19 protein-coding genes are annotated in these 21044 nt (G+C 67.2%); 8 read left to right on the top strand and 11 right to left on the bottom strand.

Going from position 1 to position 21044, the window contains the following annotated elements; translation table 11 throughout:
• Nucleotides 1-60: 60 nt before the first annotated feature.
• From SPH52_RS09705 to SPH52_RS09745, 9 genes are all read right to left on the bottom strand, one after another.
• Complete coding sequence (locus SPH52_RS09705; protein WP_411794814.1) at nt 61-1152, bottom strand: peptidoglycan DD-metalloendopeptidase family protein; 1092 nt, start codon at nt 1150-1152, stop codon at nt 61-63.
• Complete coding sequence (locus SPH52_RS09710; protein WP_411794815.1) at nt 1145-2131, bottom strand: DUF368 domain-containing protein; 987 nt, start codon at nt 2129-2131, stop codon at nt 1145-1147. Before SPH52_RS09710 ends, SPH52_RS09705 begins: the two co-directional genes overlap by 8 nt.
• A complete protein-coding gene (locus tag SPH52_RS09715; protein WP_411794816.1) occupies nt 2128-2808 on the bottom strand; it encodes a protein-L-isoaspartate(D-aspartate) O-methyltransferase in 681 nt (226 codons plus the stop codon). Before SPH52_RS09715 ends, SPH52_RS09710 begins: the two co-directional genes overlap by 4 nt.
• Nucleotides 2795-3541 carry a 5'/3'-nucleotidase SurE gene (surE, locus tag SPH52_RS09720; protein ID WP_411794817.1) on the bottom strand — a complete coding sequence of 249 codons (747 nt, stop codon included), beginning with the start codon at nt 3539-3541 and terminating at the stop codon, nt 2795-2797. The genes SPH52_RS09715 and surE overlap by 14 nt, the downstream gene beginning before the upstream one ends.
• 5 nt (nt 3542-3546) lie before the next feature.
• Nucleotides 3547-4611, bottom strand: a complete 1065-nt coding sequence (gene truD / locus SPH52_RS09725; RefSeq protein WP_411794818.1) for a tRNA pseudouridine(13) synthase TruD — start codon at nt 4609-4611, stop codon at nt 3547-3549.
• Nucleotides 4608-5096: a 2-C-methyl-D-erythritol 2,4-cyclodiphosphate synthase gene (ispF, locus tag SPH52_RS09730; protein ID WP_411794819.1), complete on the bottom strand. Its 489-nt coding sequence runs from the start codon at nt 5094-5096 to the stop codon at nt 4608-4610. Before ispF ends, truD begins: the two co-directional genes overlap by 4 nt.
• Nucleotides 5097-5849 carry a 2-C-methyl-D-erythritol 4-phosphate cytidylyltransferase gene (ispD, locus tag SPH52_RS09735; RefSeq protein ID WP_411794820.1) on the bottom strand — a complete coding sequence of 251 codons (753 nt, stop codon included), beginning with the start codon at nt 5847-5849 and terminating at the stop codon, nt 5097-5099.
• A complete protein-coding gene (gene ftsB / locus SPH52_RS09740; RefSeq protein ID WP_411794821.1) occupies nt 5846-6193 on the bottom strand; it encodes a cell division protein FtsB in 348 nt (115 codons plus the stop codon). The genes ispD and ftsB overlap by 4 nt, the downstream gene beginning before the upstream one ends.
• Nucleotides 6194-6267: 74 nt before the next feature.
• Nucleotides 6268-7401 (bottom strand): GNAT family N-acetyltransferase, encoded by a 1134-nt coding sequence (locus SPH52_RS09745; RefSeq protein ID WP_411794822.1) that lies wholly within the window; start codon nt 7399-7401, stop codon nt 6268-6270.
• A 199-nt stretch (nt 7402-7600) separates the two neighbouring features.
• Between SPH52_RS09745 and edd the strand changes: the two genes are divergently transcribed.
• Genes edd through SPH52_RS09770 form a run of 5 tightly spaced genes read left to right on the top strand, consistent with a single transcriptional unit; the run spans nt 7601 to nt 13372 of the window.
• Nucleotides 7601-9487 carry a phosphogluconate dehydratase gene (gene edd, locus SPH52_RS09750; protein WP_411794823.1) on the top strand — a complete coding sequence of 629 codons (1887 nt, stop codon included), beginning with the start codon at nt 7601-7603 and terminating at the stop codon, nt 9485-9487.
• On the top strand, nt 9484-10449 hold the full coding sequence (gene glk, locus SPH52_RS09755; protein WP_411794824.1) for a glucokinase: 966 nt from the start codon (nt 9484-9486) through the stop codon (nt 10447-10449). The genes edd and glk overlap by 4 nt, the downstream gene beginning before the upstream one ends.
• A 25-nt stretch (nt 10450-10474) precedes the next feature.
• Nucleotides 10475-11500, top strand: coding sequence for a D-hexose-6-phosphate mutarotase (locus SPH52_RS09760; protein WP_411794825.1), 1026 nt, complete (start codon nt 10475-10477; stop codon nt 11498-11500).
• A 38-nt stretch (nt 11501-11538) separates the two neighbouring features.
• Nucleotides 11539-12372, top strand: a complete 834-nt coding sequence (locus SPH52_RS09765) for an aldo/keto reductase family oxidoreductase (RefSeq protein WP_411794948.1) — start codon at nt 11539-11541, stop codon at nt 12370-12372.
• A 37-nt stretch (nt 12373-12409) separates the two neighbouring features.
• Nucleotides 12410-13372: a carbohydrate kinase family protein gene (locus SPH52_RS09770; RefSeq protein ID WP_411794826.1), complete on the top strand. Its 963-nt coding sequence runs from the start codon at nt 12410-12412 to the stop codon at nt 13370-13372.
• Nucleotides 13373-13376: 4 nt separating this feature from the next.
• Here SPH52_RS09770 and cra read toward each other — a convergent pair whose 3' ends face one another.
• On the bottom strand, nt 13377-14375 hold the full coding sequence (cra, locus tag SPH52_RS09775) for a catabolite repressor/activator (protein ID WP_411794827.1): 999 nt from the start codon (nt 14373-14375) through the stop codon (nt 13377-13379).
• A gap of 209 nt (nt 14376-14584) precedes the next feature.
• On the opposite strand from cra, the gene ptsP reads away from it, so the two are divergent.
• From ptsP to SPH52_RS09790, 3 genes are read left to right on the top strand one after another with little or no spacing between them, the layout of a single operon-like run.
• On the top strand, nt 14585-17467 hold the full coding sequence (gene ptsP, locus SPH52_RS09780) for a phosphoenolpyruvate--protein phosphotransferase (protein ID WP_411794828.1): 2883 nt from the start codon (nt 14585-14587) through the stop codon (nt 17465-17467).
• Nucleotides 17467-18441: a 1-phosphofructokinase gene (pfkB, locus tag SPH52_RS09785; protein ID WP_411794829.1), complete on the top strand. Its 975-nt coding sequence runs from the start codon at nt 17467-17469 to the stop codon at nt 18439-18441. The genes ptsP and pfkB overlap by 1 nt, the downstream gene beginning before the upstream one ends.
• The gene (locus tag SPH52_RS09790) at nt 18438-20186 is read left to right on the top strand and encodes a PTS fructose-like transporter subunit IIB (RefSeq protein WP_411794830.1); all 1749 of its coding nucleotides are present in this window, start codon (nt 18438-18440) and stop codon (nt 20184-20186) included. The genes pfkB and SPH52_RS09790 overlap by 4 nt, the downstream gene beginning before the upstream one ends.
• A 188-nt stretch (nt 20187-20374) precedes the next feature.
• On the opposite strand, the gene SPH52_RS09795 is transcribed toward SPH52_RS09790, so the two are convergent.
• On the bottom strand, nt 20375-21037 hold the full coding sequence (locus tag SPH52_RS09795) for a bifunctional 4-hydroxy-2-oxoglutarate aldolase/2-dehydro-3-deoxy-phosphogluconate aldolase (RefSeq protein ID WP_411794831.1): 663 nt from the start codon (nt 21035-21037) through the stop codon (nt 20375-20377).
• Between the last annotated feature and the right edge of the window lie 7 nt (nt 21038-21044).

Consider the following 21044-nt stretch of genomic DNA (forward strand, 5'->3'; position numbering starts at 1 on the left):
TCACGGTACCCAGCGGTACCAATGCCCACCTGATGCCCCGATGACGGCAACGCTAATGGATTACCGTTCCGGCAGGTATTTCAGGGGGTCCTGAGGCTGGCCATCCTTGCGCACCTCGAAGTGCAGCCTGGCGCTCTCGGCATCGCTATCACCCATCGTGGCGATCACCTGTCCCGCCTCGACCACATCGTTCTCCGTTACCCGGAGGCTGTCGTTGTGAGCGTAGGCGCTCAGGTACTGGTCATTGTGCTTGAGCAGGATGAGGTTGCCGTAGCCCCGCACCCCACTGCCGGCATAGACCACGATACCGGGTCCGGCTGCTCTGACAGGTTGCCCCTTTTGCCCGGCGATATCAATGCCGGCGGTGATGCTTCCACCCTCACCGAACCGGCCGACAAGTTCACCGTCAGCAGGCCACTGCCAGGGCACCTCATCAACCGGTGTATAGGTACGACCACTGCTCTCGGGTTGACGTTCCGGTTCACCTGCCACTTGAGTGCCGGCATCCGCCTGGGGTTGGGCTTCTGGTTCCTGCTGAGGCTGAGGCTGAGGCTGCGGCTCAGGTTCAGGCTCGGGCTCGGGCTGAGCGGCAACGGCCACTTCAGGCTCGACCCTGGGCTCCGGCTCCGGCGGGGCCTGCGGCTCCATCTGGGTCGGCGCACCGGCGACGCTCTGTGCCCCGGCTATCGCGGTATCGCTGGGAACGTCCGCTCTCTCGTCTAGAGGCTCGGCCGTCAGCCGGCGATTGCGCTCTATGGTCTCTTCATCCGGCATCAGCCAGTCGTCACCTGCCGCCTGGGTTCCGGTACCACCGCCAAGGGCGGTGGCGGTTGCTACCTGGGGCGCCCCCGACTCACTCGGCCTGCCCTCACCGGACGGCGCTGCCGCACCATCGCTCAGGCGCAGTTGCTGGCCAGGCTCAATGCGATAAGGTGGGCCGATCTGGTTGAGCCGGGCCAGGTCGCGATAATCCATGTCGTGACGCCAGGCGATGCCATACAGGGTGTCGCCGGTTTCCACCGTGTAATGGCTGGTCGGTGCCCGCTCGCGACTCACCGAGAGATCGCGAACTTGGGGAGCGGAATACTCCTGCTGAGCGGCGCAGCCGGTCATTGCCACGGCCAAGGCCGAGACGAGAAATACCTTACGCATTGGAGCCCTCCTCCTTGTTAGACGATGTATGAGAGCCGTTCCCTGCCTTGCCAGGCTTACTGCCCCCTGAATAGCGGCCCAGTGCCAGCACCAGTGCCGCGCCGGCCACCATGGCGACCACCACGGGCACCAGCAGACCCGGCTCACCGGTCAGATTGGCGTAGTCTCCAGGCGTCAGGTAGCGGTAATCGAGCGGTATCAACTGTCCTTCGGGCCCGAGCTGATAGCGCACCAATTCGCGCCAGGGCCACAGCACCGGCAGTGAGCCGACGATGAAGCCAATCAGTAGCTGCAGGGTCGCGGTATGGTGATGGCGCAGTAGCCAGGAGAGCAACCGCGAAAAGCCGAACAGGCCGATAAGGCAACCTACCGCAAAGGTCGAGAGCAGCGCCAGGTCGAAGCTGCGGATGCCCTGCATCACGGTGCCGTAGAGGCCCATGGTCAACAACAGAAAGCTGCCGGACACGCCTGGCAGGAGCAATGCACTGATGGCAATCGCGCCGCCGACGATCAGCACCAGCGAGGGGCTGCCCAACTGGGTGACCAATGGCATCAGCGATGGCAGCCCATGAGCCAGCAGCAGGCCCAGGATCAACGGGATCAGATGCCAAAGTTTCCAATCAGCCGGATGACGGCTCACCACGACGGCAGAGGCAGCCACCAGGCCGAAGAAGAAACCGTTGAGCAGCAGTGGGTAGTCGTCCATGAGCCAGACGACCAGATGCGCCACGCTGACCAGGCTGGCCCCGATACCGAGCAACAGAGGGATCACGAAGGTCAGGTTGAGATGGGCGAAGAGCCCCGCCAGGCCGCCACGGCGCCAAGCCGTGAAGGCACTGGGGCCGAACTGCTTGATGGTATGAATCAGTTCCTCGTAGATGCCCGTAACGAAGGCGATGGTGCCGCCGGAAACCCCGGGCACGGCATCGGCGGCCCCCATGCCGGCGCCCTTGAGAAAGATACTGAATGGTCGCTTCAACGAATCACTCCTTGCAACAGCGGCACGAAGCGCACGCGCTCCAACCGCTGAACGTCATGTTGGGAACCTGCGCGGCGCACCCGAGTCAGCCACTGCTCGCCGTTGGGATAGGCCAGTGGCAGGATCATCACGCCCTCTTCGGATAGCTGCGAGATCAGCATCTCGGGCAACTCGTGCGCGCAGGCGGTGAGCAGCACGACATCGAACGGTGCCGCCTCCTGCCAGCCATGGCCGCCGTCCGCCAGACGCAAGCGTGCATTGTGCGCCCGTAGCAAACGCAGCCGCTTGGCTGCCCGGTGATGCAAGTCATTGATTCGTTCAACCGACCAGAGTTCCGGCACCAGGCGCGACAAGATCAGTGTCTGGTAACCGGAACCGGTACCAATCTCCAGCACACGGCCTGGCGACTCGTTCATCACCAGTTCGGTCATGCGCGCCACCATCCACGGCTGGGACAGGGTCTGCCCGTGACCGATGGGCAGCGAGGTATCCTCATAGGCGCGATGGGCCAGCGCCTCGTCGAGAAAGAAATGGCGCGGCTCGGTAGCCAGCACCCTAAGCACCCGCTCGTCGGCGATGCCCTGACGGGCCAGGCGGGCCACCATCCGGTCTCGGGTTCGCTGCGACGTCATGCCGACGCCGCGTAACAGCTCGGGTAATTGCTCAGGTGAATGCATCCAACCAGCCTTGCACATCCGCGATGGCCGCACGCTGCGTCAGGTCCGTCTGCAGCGGCGTGATCGAAACGTAGCCTGCCTCGATGGCGGCAAAATCGGTATCCGGCCCATCATCGGCATTCTGCCCCACGGCCGCAATCCAGTAGCGCAACCGACCCCTTGGGTCGCGCACCTCCATCGGCCGCTCCGCCGGGCCGCGGTAGCCCATTCGGGTGACACGAAAGCCCTGGATCTCCTCCCAGGGCAGATCCGGCACATTGACGTTGAGCAGGCTGCGCGGCGGCAGCGAAAGCCGGTCGGCCGCCCCCACCAGGCTGGCCGCCACGCGACCGGCGGTATCGAAATGGCGCGAGCCCACCAGCGACATGGCGATGGCCGGCATGCCCAGGTTGCGGCCTTCCATGGCCGCCGCCACGGTCCCGGAATAGAGTACGTCGTCGCCCAGGTTGCCACCGTGATTGATCCCGGAGATCACCAGATCGGGGCGTTCGTCCCATACCCCGTTCACGCCCAGGTAGACGCAGTCGGCCGGCGTGCCATCGACGCAGTGAAAACCGTTGTCCAGCGAGGTCAACGCCAGCGGGCGGTTCAAGGTCAGCGAGTTGCTGGCGCCGCTGCGGTCACGGTCGGGTGCCACCACGCGCAGCCTGGCATGGGGCTCCAGAGCCTCGTAGAGAGCACGCAAGCCCGGCGCATGCACGCCGTCATCGTTGGAAAGCAGGAGTCTGCGCATTCGATTTAGCCCTCTGCGGGAAGCGTCAAGGTTGGATGATCGATGAGTTCGCGCAGCACCGCCGTAGCGAAGCTGCCCCGCGGCAGGTGGAAGTCGAGCCGTGCACCGCCCTCTTCCAGCGCCAGTCGCGGCTGGTCCAGGCGCATGCGCAAGGCACGTCGCGCCATTTTCACGCCGGCCCGCTCCAAGCCTTGGCAGAGTGTGGCATGACGCTCGGCGATGGCGCGCTCATAGCGCATGGCATCGCCTGCAGTGAGAGAGGTTCCCACCCCCCACAGCACGCCGGAAGGATGCAGGTCGAGGCCGTCGGCACGCGAGTCCAGCTCGGCATCGGGCACTTCGACAGCGAACTGGCTCGCGGTACCGTCGAGTATCGCCACATCCCCTGGCATCAGCCGCTGCCAGTTGCCATCCACCAGGCGCATGGCTGCCAGCTCGTTGAACAGATAGCTGCGCGCGGCGGAAAGCAGCATGCCCTCGCGGTCGTCGCGCTTGCGCCAGCCGCGCGCCAGCACCGCCCGTGCCCGCGCCAGGTTGCGCCCTCCGGGTCCGAAGCGCTGCGGGCCGAACAGGTTGGGCACGCCATGCCGACACAGCCAGGCCCAACGCGCGTCGAGATCGTCGTTGATCGCTTCCCCCGAGATGCGCAGCGAGAAACGATTGGCCCGGTGCACGCCACGCTTGAGCTTGCGCGGGTGGCGCACCTGCTCGTGGACCACCACGCCACAGTTGGCCAGTTGCTCGGCCAGGTCGTCCGGCGCCTGCTGTCCCGGCAGGTGCACCGAGAGCCACTGCCGAGTCACGGCAACGCGATCCTTCATGCCCGAGTAGCCCACGGCCCGCACCGGCACCGCGCAGACCCGCGCCAGATGGCGCACCACCTCGAGGGTAGTGAGCCCGCGCTTCTCGACCCACAGCCAGAGGTGCTCACCCTGCCCCTCGGGGGCAAAACCAAGGATCTCCTCGACCACGAAGTCTTCGGGCCTGGTACGAAATTCCCCTGCACGCGGGGGGCCGAACTCGGCCATGGTAGCGAGGGGCCAGTCGTCCGGCCGGGAAGGTTCGCTCACGCGGCAGCTCCATCACGGGTCAGCAATACCACGGCCTCGGCGGCAATGCCCTCTCCTCGACCGGTAAAACCCAGCCGCTCGCTGGTGGTGGCCTTGACGTTGACGGCATTGAGGGCGATCTCCAGGTCCTCGGCGATGTTGCCGCACATGGCGGCAACGTGGGGTGCCAACCTGGGCGCCTGAGCGATAACCGTGGCATCGACGTTGCCGACCCGGTATCCCGCGTCACGCACCAGTATCAGCACATGGCGCAACAAGGCACGGCTGTCGGCGCCAGCCCAGGCCGGGTCGGTGTCGGGAAAATGGCGGCCGATATCACCCAGGGCGCAGGCGCCGAGCAATGCATCGCTGATGGCGTGCAACAGAACGTCACCATCGGAGTGAGCGACGAAGCCGTGGCCGAAGGGGATGGCAACACCACCAATCATCAGGTGGTCGCCGTCACCGAAACGGTGAACATCGAAACCATGGCCGATGCGCAGCATTCAGGGAGTCTCCTCGTGCACTTGCCCGGAGCTCGGCAGGGATTCATCCCGCTGGGCGGCCAGGATATGGCCGGCCAGTGCCAGATCCTCCGGGCGAGTGATCTTGATATTGTCGCGCCGGCCAGGCACCAGTCGCGGCGAGAGGCCCAGCGCTTCCACCGCAGAGGCTTCGTCGGTCACCTCCAGGCGGCTCTTGATGGCCTCGGCCAGCGCCCGGCGCAGCAGGCCGTAGCGAAAGACCTGGGGTGTCTGCGCGTGCCATAGCCCACGGCGCGTCTCGGTGCGTGCCACGCGACCGCGGCCGTCGTCGCGCTTCATGGTATCGGCCGCTGGAGTGGCAAGCAGCCCTCCCACCTCGTCTTCACGCAGCGCGGCATACAAGCACTCGAGGTCGGTTAGCGCCACACAGGGGCGCGCCACGTCATGCACCATCACCAGGTCGTCGTCACTGGCACTGTCAGCCACGGCGGCCAGGGCGTTACGAACCGAGTCGACCCGCTCGGCCCCGCCGGGAGTGCGCCGCCATTGGGCGAAGGGCACCCAGGCCGAATCGAAGTAGGCATCGTCGGGGGCGAGGCACAGGCACAGCCGCGCCGCGGGAAAGGCCTGGTGCAGCCGTGCAAGCGTATGCGCCAGCACCGGCAGCCCGTCCAGCATCAAGTACTGCTTGGGCAGCCCGGCGCCCATGCGCCGCCCACGGCCTGCCGCAGGAACCACCAGCCACAGCCTCTCGCCAGCACCGCAATCGCTCATTGGCGGCCTCCGCGCGGGCCAGCCACAGAGGGTTCGGGGTTACCGGCTGGCCCCATGCTGCCCTCGATCACTACGCCAGGCACCCAATAGAACTGCTCGTCGGTACGCACCATGCCGATGTCGCTGCGTGCCCGTTCCTCGATGGCATCGAGCCCCGTCTTGAGATCCACCACCTCGGCAGCCAGCCGTTCGTTGCGATCGCGCAGCGGCTTGTTGGCGGCATCGAGCATGGCCACGCGTTCGCGTATCTCGCGTAGTTCATGGATACCGCCGTCGCCGAGCCACAGGCGATACTGCAGCAGCGCCAGCAGCAGGAGCAGGGCGATGGCAAGCCACTTGAGCATCGGCTCAGGTCCTCATGATTCTGAATGCCCGGCATTATGCCATCATCCCCGGCCCGGCTCACGCCCTGAACGCCTCATGTCCTGAAGGGCAAGGCCCGTTCAGCGGCCCGGCAGTAGGCATCGACGTGGTCACGCTCCTCATCGCAAAAACGCGCCAGGGCATCGTGCAGCCTCGGGTCGGCGATATAATGCAGCGAGCGCAGCCGCCTGGGAGCGAAGCCGCGAGTGAGCTTGTGTTCGCCCTGGGTGCCGGGGTCGAAGCAGGCCAGGCCGCTGGCCAGGCAATGCTCGATGCCCTGGTAGTAACATGCTTCGAAGTGCAGGCAGTCGGCCAGCACCTCACTGCCCCAGTAGCGTCCATAGAGGGTGCGATTGCCTTGCAGGCAGAGCGCAGCGGCCACCGCCTGCCCATCGAGACGTGCCTGTATCAGCAATAGCGCTTCGGGCATGGTGCGATGCAAACGGCGGAAGAAATCCAGATTGAGATAGCCGTGACGTCCGCGCTCGAGATAGGTGATCTCGTAGCAGCGGAAGAAGTGTTCGAGCTCGCGCTCACCGATCGCCTCACCCGTCAGACGATGCAGGCTCAGCCCCTGCTCGGCGACCCGCCGCCGTTCACGACGCACCGTCTTGCGCCGCTTTGAGGTCAGAGCGGACAGGAAGCCCTCGAAGTCGCCGTAGCCACGGTCGTGCCACTGGAACTGCACACCGTGACGCACCAGCAAGCCTGGCCGCGCCGCGAGCCAGGCGTCGACCTCGTCATCGACGGCGAACAGCAGGTGCCAGCCCGACAGCGTACTGCCCTCCCAGGCGTCGGCCAGCACCTCGCGCGCGGCCAGCGGATCGACCCCTTCGGCCAACGCCAGCCGCGGGCCCGGCACCGGGGAAAAGGGGATCGCCGTGAGCCCCTTGGGGTAGTAACGCCCACCGGCGCCCTCCCAGGCGTCGGCCCAGCTCCAGTCGAACACGTATTCGCCGTAGGAGTGGAACTTGTGGTAGTACGGCATGACACCGACCAGAGTCTCGCCGTGCCACAGCGTCAGATGGTTCGGTACCCAGCCGGTCGACCGCCCCACCGCCCCGCTCGCCTCCAGCGCATGGAGGAATTCATGGCGCAGGAAAGGGTGGTCATCGCCGACCAGCGCATTCCATTGCGTAGCCGCCACCGCCTCGATGGCAGGCAGCCGCTTGAGAAACAGCTCGGACATGGCGTTCCTGTCAGGAAGGTAACCGAAGCGCCGGCTGACAACTGGCCGACGGCCGCCTACATTGTGCCCAGACCCACCAACTCTTTTCCATCGCCGTAATAAAACTACATACTTTCGGCCAAACGCCTTCAAATTTGCCATGCGATGGGAGACAATTGTGTAAATTTACATCCCTAACCCAACGATGCGAGGTGCTTCCATGGCTCGCCCCACCGCACTAAACCCCACCGTCGAGCAGGTGACAGCCCGCATTCGCGATCGCTCGCGGGAACGCCGCAAGCTCTACGAAGCCCACATGGCGGCCCAGCACAGCCAGGGCGTGCATCGTGGCGAGCTTTCCTGCGGCAACCTGGCTCACGGCTTCGCCGGCTGCGATGTCGCCACCGACAAGGACCGGCTCAAGCTGACGAACAGCGCCAACCTGGGCATCGTTTCGTCTTATAACGACATGCTTTCCGCCCACCGTCCCTTCGAGGACTACCCCGCCGCCATCAAGGAGGCGGCACGCGGGATGGGTTCCACGGCGCAGTTTGCCGGCGGTGTGCCGGCAATGTGCGATGGCGTGACCCAGGGGCAGCCGGGCATGGAGCTGTCGCTCTTCTCCCGCGACGTGATCGCCATGGCCACCGCCGTGGCGCTTTCCCACAACATGTTTGATGCCGTGCTCTATCTGGGGATCTGCGACAAGATCGTACCCGGCCTGTTCATCGGCGCGGCCCGCTTCGGCCACCTACCGGCGGTGTTCGTGCCCGGTGGCCCAATGACCAGTGGTCTGCCCAATAACGAGAAGGCGCGCATCAGGCAGCTCTATGCCGAGGGCAAGGTGGGACGCGACGAACTGCTGGAGGCAGAGTCCCAGTCCTATCACAGCCCCGGCACCTGTACCTTCTACGGCACCGCCAACTCCAACCAGCTGATGATGGAGATGATGGGGCTGCACCTGCCCGGCGCCTCCTTCGTCAATCCCGGCACGCCGCTGCGTGACGCCCTGACCCGCTACGCCGCCGAGCAGGCCATTCGCAACACCGAGCAGAGCGGCAACTATCGCCCCTTCTACAAGCAGATCGACGAGCGCGCCATCGTCAATGCCATGATCGGTCTGCTGGCCTCCGGCGGTTCGACCAACCACACCCTGCACCTGGTGGCGATGGCCGCTGCTGCCGGCGTCACCATCGACTGGGACGACTTCACCGCGCTCTCTGCAGTGGTGCCGAGCATGACGCGGATCTACCCCAATGGCAGCGCCGACGTGAATCACTTCCAGGCTGCCGGTGGTATGAGCCTGCTGATTCGCGAACTGCTCGGCGCCGGACTGCTGCACGGCGATATCCCCACCGTGTTCGGTACCGACCTCACCGCCTACACCCAGGAGCCATTTCTGGAGGATGGCAAGCTGGTGTGGCGCGAGGGGCCGACGGAGAGCCTCGATCGCGACGTGCTGCGTCCAGTCGCTGACCCCTTCGCCGCCACGGGCGGACTGGTAGTGCTCGACGGCAACCTCGGCCGCGGCGTGATCAAGGTCTCGGCGGTCAAGCAGGCCAATCGAATCGTCGAGGCACCGGTACGCATCTTCGACGACCAGAACCAGGTCAAGGCCGCCTTCGAATCCGGCGAACTCGACCGCGACGTGGTGGTGGTGGTGCGCTTCCAGGGTCCCAAGGCCAACGGCATGCCCGAGCTGCACAAGCTCACCCCCTTCCTCGGCGTGCTGCAGGACCGCGGCTACAAGGTGGCGCTGGTCACCGACGGGCGCATGTCCGGCGCCTCGGGCAAGGTGCCGGCTGCCATTCACGTCACGCCGGAAGCCGTCGATCGCGGCCCGCTGGCACGGCTGCGTGAAGGCGACGTGGTACGCCTGGATGCAGAGCGCGGCGAACTGAGCGTGTTGGTCGACGCCAGCGAGTTCGCCGGCCGCAGCATCGTCGAGCCCAACCTGGAGCGCTACCACTTCGGCATGGGCCGCGAGCTGTTCGGTGGTTTCCGCCACCTGGCCGCCAGCGCCGAGCTGGGCGCAGGGGTGTTTGGCGGCCTCGAGGGCGAGGTCCTGGCGCGTGAGCTGGAGAAGATCGAGCAGGAGGATCAATGACCCGACCGGCCCTGATCGGTGACATCGGCGGCACCAACGCCCGTTTCGCCCTGGTCACTCCCGGCGAGTTCGCCCCCCACGACGTCCTGGCGCTGCCCTGCGCCGACTATCCCGGGCTGGTCGAAGCGGTGCGCGACTACCTGGCCCGGGTCGGCCTGGAAGCCGAGGCAGCGCCGCGGGAAGCCTGCCTGGCCTTCGCCTGCCCCATCGGCGACGATCGGGTGACGATGACCAACAACCACTGGTCGTTTTCCCGCCGCGAAGCGAAGGCGGCGCTCGGCCTCGAGCAACTCAAGGTGATCAACGATTTCACCGCCCAGGCCCTGGGCGTACCTCACCTCGCTGCCGATGAGCTGGTCGAGATACAGCCGGGCGTTGCGCGCGAACATGCCGCTTGCCTGGTGATCGGCCCGGGGACCGGGCTCGGGGTGGGCGGCATCTTTCCGGGCCGTAGAGCCTGGATTCCGCTATCCACCGAAGGCGGCCACGTCACCTTCGCCCCCACCGACGAGCGCGAACAGAATCTGCTGCGCCATTTCCGCAATCGCTACGGACGGGTTTCGGTGGAGCGCATCCTGTGCGGCCAGGGGCTGCTCGACCTCTACCTGGCGCACTGTTCACTAAAAGGCGCCAACCCCACCTGCCAGACCCCGGCCGAGGTCACCGCCGCCGCGAGCGGCGATGCCATCGCCCGTGATACCCTGCTGCGGTTTCTCAAGATCCTTGGCGATGTCTGCGGCGACGCCGCCCTGACCATGGGCGCGCGCGGCGGCGTCTACCTGTGCGGCGGCATCCTGCCGCGGCTGCTGGACTGGCTGCCCCAGAGCCGCTTCGTGGAAGCCTTCACCGACAAGGGCCGCATGAGCGATTACACGCGCACCATTCCGGTACAGGTGGTCACTGCTCCTTGGCCGGGACTGTTGGGCGCCGCCGAGGCCCTGCGCAACGAAGAAGTGGAATGAAGTGAAGCAAGCATAAGGAGAGCGAATGATCCCGCAAAGCCTGCGAGCCCTGCTCGACGACACCGACGGCCAGCGTGAGTGCGAATGGGCCGGTCGCCGCGTGTGGCTGGCGCGCGAACCCTGGGGCGAACTGGCCGTATCGCTGCAGGGTGCCCAGGTGCTTCACTTTCTACCGGCGTCCGAAGCCACGCCAGTACCTGCACCCACCCCCGCGCATGCCGAGGGCTCGCTCTCTAACGCGCCCGAAGCCGCGCGTACTAACGGGTCCGAAGCCGAGCGTGCCAATGCGCCCGAAGCCATGGGCGAGGGGGAAGAGGCGCTAGTGCCCGGCGGCTGGCTATGGGTCACGCCGACGCCCCAGGCGCTGCCCGGCGCCATTCGCGGCGGCATTCCGCTGTGCTGGCCGTGGTTCGCCGACGAACGCGGCGCCGACGAGAGCCCGGATCGTTCCGGCCCCATGCACGGCCCGGCGCGCATGGCCAACTGGCACCTCGACGCGGTCGACGAGCACGAGGGCGGCGTCGAGCTGCACCTCTCGCCCACCGAACGCCTGCACAGTCAGTTGATTCCCCGCACCGTGATCCAGGCCAACGCCCGCCGGCTGCACGTGGAGCTGATCACCGAGCACGACGGCGAGACCCCGATCAAGCTCAGCGGCGCCCTGCACAGCTACCTGGCCGTGACCGACAGCTTCGCTTGTCGCCTTACGGGGCTGGCCGGCGCCCGCTACCTGGACAAGCTGGCCGGCTTCGCCGAGCGCGAGCAGCAGGGCGAGCTGGCCGTGCGCGGCGGGCTCGATCGCATCTACCACAGCAATGCCGAAGTGCTTCTCGACGACGGCACCCGCCGCCTGCGCATCGCCCGCCAGGGTAGCGACTCGGCGGTGGTGTGGCATCCGGGGGGGACACCGCCCGACGACACTTCGTCCACAGCTGCGCGTCGTTTCCTCTGCGTGGAGTCGGCCAATACCCGCCTCGACCCGGTGTGGCTGGTGCCCGGTGCCCAGCATCTTCTCGGGACCACCCTGACCTGCGAGGCAGAAGCGCAGTGAGCCGTGCCGCGTCGATCGAGCCCCCCTTCCTGCTTGGCATGATGCGTTTGCACGAAGTGGCCGAGCTGCACCCTCCCGCACGCCTGGCAGACTGGATCGAGGCCCGCCTCGACGAGGGGCTCTGCTGGTTCGATCACGCCGACATCTATGGCGACACACGCGGCGAGGCGCTGTTCGGCGCTGCCCTGCGCACTCGCCCCGGGCTCGCCGCCCGGGTGCGGACGGTCACCAAGGCCGGCATCGTCACGCCCGAGCGAGACACTTCGCCGTTTCGCGTCAAGCACTATGACAGCTCGCCGGAATATCTCACCCGGGCCATCGATGACTCGCTGGCTCGCCTCGGCGTCGAGCGCCTCGACCATTTCCTGCTGCACCGCCCCAGTCCGCTGATGGATGCCGAGACCACCGGCCGCGCACTGGACGATGCCATCGACGCCGGCAAGATTGCCGCCGCCGGGGTGTCCAATTTCCTGCCCGCCCAATGGCGGCGCCTGCAGGCGGCAATGCATCACCGCCTGACAGCCCATCAGTTGCAGCTCTCCCTGGACCATACCCAGCCACTGTTCGACGGCACCTTCGATGCCCTGCTCGAGGACGACCTGGTGCCGCTCGTGTGGTCGCCGCTGGGCGGAGGCAGGGTTTTCCAGGGGCCGGCCGAACGGCTGTTGATCCGGCTCGCCGAGGAGTGCGGCATAACCCCGGCCGGGCTGGCACTGGCCTGGCTGCGTGCTTTGCCGGGCCGGCCACGCCCGGTGGTCGGCAGCCTGCGCGTCGAGCGCATCGCCGCGCTGCACGCCGATGCCCAGGCAGTTCTGGATCGCCCCACCTGGTATGCCCTGCTCGAGGCGGCCCGTGGCCACGAAGTGGCCTGATCGGGCACAGCACGATAACGACAATTGAGGAGCCCCCATGATACCCGTCATCGCCTTCGGCGAAGCCCTGGTCGACATGCTCTCCAGCCGGCTGGGAGACCAGACCGGCAGCGCCCCGGAAACCTTCACACCCTATGCCGGTGGTGCACCGGCCAACGTAGCGGTGGCCTGTGCGCGTCTGGGCATACCCAGCCGCTTCCTCGGCATGCTCGGCGCGGACCACTTCGGCGACTTCCTCGCTGCGGAGCTGGCCGCCCACGGCGTCGATCTCTCCGGCGTGGTGCGCACCGACGAGGCCCGCACGGCGCTGGCCTTCGTCTCACGCGATGCCCACGGCGAGCGTACCTTCGACTTCTACCGCCCACCCGCTGCCGACCTGCTCTATCGACTCGAGCACCTGCCAGCCGGGGTGTTCGCCGAGCCCGCCATCGTGCATTTCTGCAGCAACAGCCTGACCGAACCCGAGATCGCCGACACCACACTGGCCATGGCCGAGATGGCTGGCCGCGCCGGCTGCCTGGTCAGTGTCGATGCCAACTTGCGCCACAATCTCTGGGGGGGCGGCAGCGCCGACATCTCCCTGGTTACCCAGTTGATCGATCATGCCGCACTGGTCAAGCTCTCGACTGACGAGCTTCACTACCTGCGCGCCGGCCACCCGGCCGACGCCTGGTTGGCCGAGCGGCTCGCCTCAGGCGTCAAGCTACTGGTGATCACGGATGGCCCCGGCGAGGTACGCGCCCTAGGCGTAGGCAAGGAGCTGCGCCATATGCCACCTAGGGTCGAGGCGGTGGATACCACCGCCGGCGGCGATGCCTTCATCGGCGGGCTGCTCGCCGAATTGGCCGAGTACGGTATCGAGGAGAACTGGCATCAGGACGACGCCTTCCTGCAGCGCGCCCTGAGCACCGCCGCCAACTGCGGCGCCCATGCCGTGACCCGCCCCGGCGCCTATGCCGCCCTGCCAAGCCATGGTGACCTGGCCAGACTGAGGGGCTAGGCGCTCATGATGCGAGCCTGACCGGCAGCCGGCGTCGCAGGGTCCGCGGCACCACGTGCTGCCCGACCCGGTAGTCGCCCTGGGAGGCCGCCAGGGCACAGGCCAGCGCCGTCGTGGCAATGCGGTCATGGTCCTGTACCGCCGAATTGATCGGCAGCGGCAGGAAGTCGAGCAGCCGGCTGTCACCGAAGGTGGCCATGCGGAGCGACTGCGGCAGGCCGCCATCCTCGAGCAGTACGTCGAACACGCCGTCGAGTAGCGTGTAGGAAGCCGTGACCACGGCATCCGGCAGGCCATGCCGGTCGAGCAGTTCGCGCATCATCCGGGCGCCATCGGCGCGGTCATAGCGCTCCGCACCATAGACCAAGAGTTCGGCCACAGAGCCCGCCATGGCCTCGCCGAAGCCGGCCCGCCGCTCGCGGCTGATGGAGAGCGCCGGTACCGCATCCAGCCAGGCAATGCGCTTCACCGAGTCGTCGAGCACCGAACGGGTCAGCTGTTCGGCAGCTTCGCGATCGTTGCTCACCACACTGGCGAAACGCTCCGGGTCAAAGCCGCGGTCCACCGCCACTACTGGCAGGCCGTCCTGCAGCAGTTCACCGTAGAAAGGGTCGTCCATCGGCAGGCAACTGGCGGCGATCAGCACCTCGCAGCGCTGGGCGCGCAGCGACAGCGCCAGGTCGCGCTCGGTATCCGGCTGGTCGTCGGAACCGACGATCAGCAGTTGATAGCCCTGTTCCCGGGCACCGCGTTCCATCCGCTTGGCCAGGCGCGCATAGCTGACGTTCTCCAGGTCGGGAACGATCAGTCCCAGCGTACGGCTCGAGCCACGCCGCAATCCTGCGGCTTGGGCATCGACCCGGTAACGATGCTCGCGCACCACCGCCATCACCTTGTCGACGGTCTCCTGGCTGATGCGCCGTTCGACAGCCTTGCCATTGATGACATAGCTGGCAGTAGTACGCGAGACCCCGGCCAGTCGGGCAATTTCAGCGAGTGTCATGGCATCCCTCAGTGTGCAGGAGCCGATTCTACGTCACATGCGGCCCGCCCCGCCCCCTGCCAAAGTCTAAGAAATAGCGACTTGCGAAAACGAATGAATCGATCCAGCATGAGAAACAAGAAAGGTGACACGATTCAGCAATATCCTCTATCAGTATAGGCTCGAATCTGCGCTGCATGTCACCCAACCGCGCGCCCAGGAGATTTACCATGCTCACGCTACGCCCCGAGGACATCCGCCTCGACTGCCAGGCAGCCGACTGGCGCGAAGCGCTGGAGCAAGCCGCCGAATCACTGCACGAGGCGGGGCTCGTCGCTCCGGCCTATCGCGACGGCCTGTTCCAGCGTGAGGCTCAGTCCTCTACCTTCCTCGGCAATGGCATTGCCATTCCCCACGGTACCGCCGATAGCCGTGAGCATGTACGCACGACCGGCGTGCGCGTGCTGCAGTTCCCGTCCGGGGTCGAGTGGCACGACGGTCAGCACGTTCACGTACTGGTCAGCATCGCCGCCCAGAGCGACGAACACCTCGACATCCTGCGTCAGCTCACCCACGTACTCGACGACGACAGCGTCGGAGAGCGCCTGGCCACCGCCCGTTCAGCCACGCAAGTGGCCGCCTTGCTGTCGAAGACAGTGGTGGAGGCACGCCTGGACGCCGAGACCCTGTGCCTCGGCTTTCCCGCTCGCGACACTCGCGAGCTGGCCCTGGCCGGCGCCGCCCGGCTGCGTCAGCTCGGCTGCGTGGGCAGCGAGTTCGTCGCCACGGTGGCCGAGCGCAAGCTGACCCGGCTCGGCCAAGGGCTGTGGCTTGCCAACAGCGACCGGAGCGTTGAGGTACCGGCGCTGGCCCTGGCGACACCCGATACGAGGCTGGAAAGCGAAGGAGAAGCGGTAAAAGGCGTCTTCTGCCTGGCCGGCCAGGGCGATTCCCACCGCGGCCTGCTGGAGCGAATCCTGGCACTGCTCGACAGTGGCGCCGCAGCCGCATTGCCTGGTGCCGATGCCGCCACCGTATTGGCCCGCTTGGCCGGTGAGTCCGCCACCGCCCACACCCGGCTTGCCCGGGTGCTCAACGCCCACGGCCTGCACGCCCGCCCGGCCAAGCAACTGGTACAGGTCGCCCGACAGCAAGGCACCCCCATCCACGTACGTTTGGCGGAGGGCGGCGGCGCAGCAGTATCCGCCACCAGTTTGACCAAGGTCATCAACCTCGGCGCCCGACGCGGCCAGCAGTTGGCCTTCTCCGCTGAGGGCGGCAATGCCCAGGCAGCGCTCGACGCCGTATGCCGAGCCATGGCCGATGGCCTCGGCGAGCAGGTCCTGCCGTTCGACGAGAGCCGCGAGCGCATCACACCGCAGGCCGATGCCGTACCTGCCGAACCGCTGCCCGACGATGAGCCTCATCTTGGCGTTGCTGCCTCGCCGGGGCTTGCCATCGCCCCGGTGTTCGTACTGCAGACCCCACGCTTCGACTATCCCGAACGCGCCGCCGACCCTGCCGAGCAGCAGCGGCGCCTGCAGAGCGCCATCGTCGAGGGTGCGGACCAGCTCGAGACACTGGAGCGCGAGGCCCGCGGCGGCGAAGTGGCACAGATCCTCTCTATGCACGAGGAGATCCTGAGGGACCCCGAACTGTTCGAGGCGGCCCGCGAAGGTATCCAGGAGGGGCGCTCTGCCGAGGCCGCCTGGTGGGAAGCTATCGAGACCGCTGCCCACGCCCAGGAGATGCTGGCCGACCGCCTGCTTGCCGAGCGCGCCGCCGACCTGCGCGACGTCGGCCGCCGCGTACTCGGCATCCTGTGCCAGGTGAGTCTGCCCGAGCCGCCGGAGGCGCCCTATATCCTGGTGACCGACGACATCGGCCCCTCCGACGTGGCGCGCCTCGACACGCGCCGGGTACGCGGCCTGCTCACCGCCCGCGGCGGCGCCACCGCGCACAGCGCAATCCTGGCCCGGGCATTGGGTATCCCCGCCGTGGTGGGCGCCGGCGAGCGGGTACTGACGCTGACAAACGGCTGCGAACTGATCCTCGATGGCGAACGCGGCCGGGTGATTCCGGCCCCCTCCGCCGAGCGCCGTGCCGCGGCGGAGCAGCGTCTGGCCGAGCGCCAGCGCCGCGAAGCCGAAGCGTGGGAGTCGCGCTTCGAGGAGGCACGCTGCCGCGATGGCCATCGCGTCGAGGTGGCCGCCAACCTGGGCAACACAACGCACGCCGCCGACGCCGTGGAGCGCGGTGCCGAGGGTATCGGCCTGCTGCGCACCGAATTCCTGTTCATGGCCCACGCCCAGGAGCCGGACCTCGACACCCAGATCGCCGAGTATCGCGAGGCCCTCGACGCCCTGGGTGGCCGCCCGCTGGTGGCCCGCACCCTGGACGTGGGCGGCGACAAACCGTTGCCCTACTGGCCGGTACCGAAGGAGGACAACCCCTTCCTCGGCCTGCGCGGCATTCGGCTGTCACTGACCCGCCCCGAGGTACTCGAGACCCAGCTGCGCGCGCTGCTGATGGCCGCAGCACCCGACGCTGAGGGAACGCCGAGGCCGCTGCGCATCATGCTGCCGATGGTCAAGGACGTGGGTGAATTCCGTACGGCACGAACTATCTTCGAGCGTCTGCTGGTAGAAATTCCCGAAGCCGAGCGCGCCACGGACGTGCAGCTCGGCGTGATGATCGAAGTACCCTCGGCGGCGCTGCTGGCCCCGACGCTGGCCGCTGAGGTCGACTTCTTCTCGGTGGGCACCAACGACCTGACCCAGTACACCCTGGCCATCGACCGCGATCACCCCGCCCTCTCGGCCCAGGCCGACGGCCTGCACCCGGCGGTGCTGCGCCTGATCGAGATGACCGTAGCAGCAGCCCACGCCCACGGCAAATGGGTCGGGGTTTGCGGCGAGCTGGCCAGCGACGCCATGGCCGTACCGGTGCTGGTCGGCCTCGGCGTCGACGAACTTTCGGTCAGCGCGCGGCAGGTACCGCTGGTCAAGGCCCGACTGCGCGAGTTCAACCTGGACGAAGCCCGCGCCCAGGCCGAGCTGGCCCTGGCCCAGGCGACCAGCGAGGCGGTTCGCGACACCCTGGAGGTGCGCTGATGGCCCGCGTGCTCACCCTCACTCTCAACCCGGCGCTGGATCTCTCCGTGAGCCTGGAGCGGCTGGTGCCGGGCAAGGTCAACCGTACCCGCGAGACCCATCTGACGGCGGCCGGCAAGGGGGTCAACGTGGCCCGGGTGCTGGCCGACCTCGGTCACGACGTGACGGTATCGGGCTTTCTCGGCGCCGACAACGACGGCCCTTTCCTGCGCGCCTTCGAGGCCATGGAAGTGGAGGATGCGTTCCTGCGCGTGCCCGGGGAGACCCGCATCAACGCCAAGCTCGCCGAGGCCGATGGCCGCGTCACCGACATCAACGGCCCAGGCACGGCGATCGATGCCACCGCCTGGCAGCGGCTGCTCGACGGGCTCGACACGCGTATCGGCGATCCCCGGCGGCGCCCCGATGCCGTGGTAATCGCCGGCAGCCTGCCGCCGGGCGTAACGCCGGGTAACCTTGCCGAGCTGACCGCCCGGCTTCGAGAAGCCGGGCTGCCGGTCTGGGTCGATACCAGCGGCGAGGCCCTCACCCAGGCCATCCATGCCCGCCCCACCGGGGTCAAGCCCAACGAGCAGGAGCTCGCAACCTGGGCCGGCAACACCCTCGACACCTCCGAGTCGCGGCTGGCCGCGGCGCTGCGCCTCTACGCCGCTGGCATCGAGGAGGCCGTGGTTTCAGCCGGACCCGCCGGTGTGCTGTGGGTCAGCCATCGCGGCGCTTGGCAGGCCATGCCGCCACGCCTGACGGTGGCCAGCACCGTGGGCGCCGGCGATACCCTGCTCGCCGCCCTGCTGCATGGCGTGCTCTCGGGTCACCCCCCGGACCAAGCCCTGCGCCTGGCCACCGCACTTTCCGCCGAATCGGTTCGTCACCTTGGCGTGGGCAACCTCCACGCCGACGACTTCCCGCAACTCCAACAACAGACCCGCGTACGTCGCCTCAACGACGTCGACGCAGGGGGAGCCCTCGCATGAACGTGATCATCGTTACCGCCTGCCCCAGCGGCATGGCCACCACCTTCCTCGCCGCTCGTCGGCTGGAGCAGGCCGCACAGCGGCTCGATTGGCAGCCCAGCGTCGAGATGCACAGCCAGCTCGAGGCCGTCGAGCCCGTCTCGGCCCAGGCCATTGCCGAAGCCGACCTGATCGTGGTCGCCGCCGACCAAGTTCCCGCTGCCGAGCGTTTCCGCGGCAAGCGTCTGTTCCAGGCCGCCATCGGCGAGGCGCTACCCGATCCCGAGGCCTTTCTCGCCCGCGCCCAGCGTGAAGCCAGCGAATATACGCCACCCGCTGCGAGCGCGGCGCCGATTGCCGAGCCGGCATCCGCCGGCGGCAGCAAAATCGTTGCCGTGACCGCCTGCCCGACCGGGGTGGCGCACACCTTCATGGCCGCCGAGGCACTCAGCGGGGCAGGCAAGAGCCTGGGCCACGCCATTCGCGTCGAGACCCAGGGTTCGGTAGGCGCCCAGGACAAGCTGACCGACGAGGAGATTGCCGCGGCCGACGTGGTGATACTCGCCTGTGACATCGAGGTCGATCCGACCCGCTTCGCCGGCAAGCGCATCTACCGTACCTCCACCGGCAATGCGCTCAAGAAACCGCGCCCCACCATCGAGGCGGCGCTGGCCGAAGCCGAGATCGAGGATGCCGCCAGCGCCTCGCGCGGAACCGACTCGAAGAAGAGCATCAAGGAGAAAGGTGTCTACAAGCACCTGCTCACCGGCGTCTCCTTCATGCTGCCCATGGTGGTGGCCGGCGGCCTCTTGATCGCGCTCTCCTTCGTCTTCGGCATCGAGGCCTTCCAGGAAGAAGGCACACTGGCCGCGGCGCTGATGCAGATCGGCGGCGGCACCGCCTTCGCCCTGATGATTCCGGTACTGGCCGGCTACATCGCCTACTCCATCGCCGACCGCCCCGGCATCGCCCCGGGCATGATCGGCGGCATGCTGGCGGCCGACATCGGCGCCGGCTTCATCGGCGGCATCATCGCCGGTTTCCTCGCCGGCTACGTGGCGCTGGCCGTGACCCGCCACGTCCGGCTGCCGTCGAGCGTCGAATCGCTCAAGCCGATCCTGATCATTCCGCTGATCGCGAGCCTGGTCACCGGGTTGACCATGATCTACCTGATCGGCGAGCCGGTGGCGGCGATTCTCGCTGGCCTGACCAGCTTCCTCGCCGGCATGAGCTCGGCCAACGCCGTGCTGTTGGGCATTCTGCTCGGCGCCATGATGTGCTTCGATCTGGGCGGGCCGGTCAATAAGGCCGCCTACACCTTCGGCGTCGGCCTGCTGGCCTCCCAGACCTACGCGCCGATGGCGGCGATCATGGCCGCCGGCATGGTGCCGGCCATCGGCATGGGTATCGCCAGCTTCGTCGCGCGCCACAAGTTCTCCGAACCGGAGCGCGAAGCTGGCAAGGCGTCGTTCGTGCTGGGGCTGTGCTTCATCAGCGAGGGCGCCATTCCCTTCGCCGCCAAGGACCCGCTGCGGGTGATTCCGGCCTGCATGCTGGGCGGCGCGACCACCGGCGCCCTCTCGATGCTGGTCGGCGCCCAGTTGATGGCCCCTCACGGCGGCATCTTCGTGCTGCTGATTCCCAACGCCATCAATCCCGCGCTGCTCTACCTCGGCACCATCGTCATCGGTTCGCTGATCACCGGCCTGGGCTACGCGGCGATCAAGCGTGGCGCGGCACCTGTCTCCGTCGCCGCCAACGCCTGATATCTATCTACCTGGCAGGCGTTCAAGCGCCGGTGCACGCCGTCCTTGGGGGCGACATGCACCGGCGCTTTCTCGTTGGTACCACTGTCTGCCTTGGGCGACAGATAAAAAAAGCCCGGCCATCAGGCCGGGCACAATGACAGCAACGGGCTGCCGAGAGAGCACAACAATAGGGTCGGCGCAGCCGCTCAGTGATGGAAGCGCTGGGCGGCCTCCTTGGCGAGCTGGCGAATGCCGGTCCAGTCCTCGGCATCGACCAGGGATTTCGGCGTCAGCCAGGAGCCACCCACGCACATCACGTTCTTCAGCGCCAGATAGTCCTCGGCGTTGTCGAGGGTGATACCGCCGGTGGGGCAGAAGCGTGCTTCGGGGATCGGGCCGGCAAAGGCCTTGAGCGCCTTGACGCCCCCGCTGGCTTCGGCGGGGAAGAACTTGAAGCGGCGGTAGCCGTATTGCCAGCCGGTCATCAGCTCGGACACAGTGGCCACGCCAGGCAGCATCGGCACCGGACTGGTCACGCCGTAGCGATAGAGCGCCTCGGTGGTGCCTGGTGTCACCACGAAATCGGCCCCCACCTGCTCGCTCTGACGATACTGAGCCGGCGTCAGCACGGTACCCACGCCGATGCTGGCCTGGGGCAATGCTTCCTTGAGGCGGCGTATCGCCTCGAGGGCACAGTCGGTACGCAGGGTGACCTCCAGCACTGTGAGCCCACCCTCGACCAGGGCGCGGCCCAGCGGTACGGCATCCTCGATCCGCTCGATGGCCAGTACCGGGATGACCTCGGCCTTGAGGCAAATGCTGTCGAGTTCGGTGGTGCGCGTGGACGGCAACTGTTTGTCGATGGTCATGAGCAAG

The organism is Halomonas sp. A29 (genome assembly GCF_046723295.1).
Classification (GTDB): domain Bacteria; phylum Pseudomonadota; class Gammaproteobacteria; order Pseudomonadales; family Halomonadaceae; genus Halomonas.